The 1,737-nt window shown below is 43.0% G+C and carries 2 protein-coding genes; both read right to left on the reverse strand.

Annotation, left to right across the window (positions count from 1 at the left end; genetic code table 11):
- Positions 1–449 (reverse strand): Hsp20 family protein (locus ACEW80_RS00785; RefSeq protein ID WP_373524769.1); only part of this gene is annotated, 449 nt, incomplete at its 3' end.
- A 540-nt stretch (positions 450–989) separates the two neighbouring features.
- The coding region (gene lpxD / locus ACEW80_RS00790) for a UDP-3-O-(3-hydroxymyristoyl)glucosamine N-acyltransferase (protein ID WP_373524770.1) at positions 990–1,737 on the reverse strand (748 nt) is incomplete at its 5' end.

Here is a 1,737-nt window from a genome sequence, read left to right on the forward strand (position 1 = left end):
CGCCGTAAATAACCGTCATCGTCGATGCTGCCGATAAGCTGCTGTGCGATTGCTTCTTCTTCCTCCGATTCCAGTTCGAGCATACGCAACTGCTGCTCCAAATGTTCGTGAAAGGTATTTTCTACAGCAACAGGTAAAGGAATAGTGCGCTGAAAACTACCATAACGCAACTCTGTACGAAAAAAACCTTGTTGAGCTTTGTTTTCGTAACAGTGTTCGCCACTAATAGCTACGGCTTCCCGTGCTACTTGAATATCTAAGTCTTTAGCTTCAACTCCAGGAATTTCTGCCCGTAAAACTAAACTATCTTCACGATCTTGAATCTCAATTGCAGGTGTCCAATCTTGAGAAGATGGACGGTTTACTCCTGCTATTTCATCAAACATTCGATCCATTTGATTGCGTAAGGATTCCACTTCTGCAAAAGGTTGCCAACGTACTAACCGCATAAGTCAATCTACCTCTATATGATGTTCTACAAAAACAGATGGGTGTTTACTTAAAGTGCGATAAGAGATACATCGAGCCGGGATCAGAGTTCTTAAAACAATTAGGCTTGATGTCTCTTGCCTTTAAATTTATATTGACTTATTTGAATAGTGGAGTAGGTGAGGTAAGCTCTATCTGTGTAAGTAGTATTTTCTCGATATTCGTGCATTATTTTGTACCTAGTCAATTTAGCAATTTTTAAGATGTTTAATGGAAGTATACTTGCGTTTTTGAAACAAGCTTGATTCATCGTCACAGGTTCTGTAAGTAATGTAAAATTTACCTTTCTTTAGATACAGCTAATTAAACTACGCGATCGCACTTTTAGCCTCCTCAAATAGCTTTGATATTTGCTTGCTAGCAATGGTTACTTTGTCCAAGTTGGCTTATTTTAGCCCTCTAGAATTGAAGTAGCGATTGATACCTTTATTCAAGGTTTTAACGCCCAAATAGGTACGGTAATCCGTACCAAAAAGGTAGTAGTTTACAAATCTTTATCATTACTTCTCAGCTATGGACTTCTGCAATTGCTTGAGAGTTTGATACATTTCTGGCAAGCGGCTGTAAATAGCGGCAGCTTTAATATAAAGTCTGTGGGGAATTGCCGGAGTGCCAGAAACGGTTGATTCAGGCTCAACATCTTTGAGAATCCCGGCTCTAGCAGCAGCGATCGCGCCATTACCCATTTTGGCTTGATTGGCGATGCCTACTTGACCTGCGAGGATGACACGATTGCCTAGAGTTACGCCCCCAGCTAAACCAACTTGCGCGGCGATCGCACAATTTTTCCCAATTTGGCAACCATGACCGATCTGAACTAAGTTATCAATTTTTGTTTGCTTGCCAATACGAGTTTCGCCCACCGAGGGGCGGTCTATGGTGCTGTTACAGCCAACTTCTACCCCATCTTCTAAAACAACAATGCCCGACTGCTGCATTTTGTACCAGCCTGTAGGAATCGGCACAAAGCCAAAGCCTTCCGCCCCAATAACTGCACCGCTATGAATGACGCAATTAGCACCGATCAAGGCGCGTTCGCTAATTGTGCAGTTGGCGTGTAAGGTGGTGCCACTACCAATCTGTACCTGGGGATAAATGACTGTGTTGGGGTGAATGCAAACGCGATCACCTATTTTTACCTCTGCTTCAATAACGACATGAGCGCCAATATAAACATCGTTGCCTATTTGTGCCGTAGAATCGATTACCGCCGTAGCATGAATCCCAGGAGTGGGGCGATAAGGCTCG

Source organism: Nostoc sp. (assembly GCF_041747015.1).
Taxonomy (GTDB): Bacteria; Cyanobacteriota; Cyanobacteriia; order Cyanobacteriales; family Nostocaceae; genus Nostoc.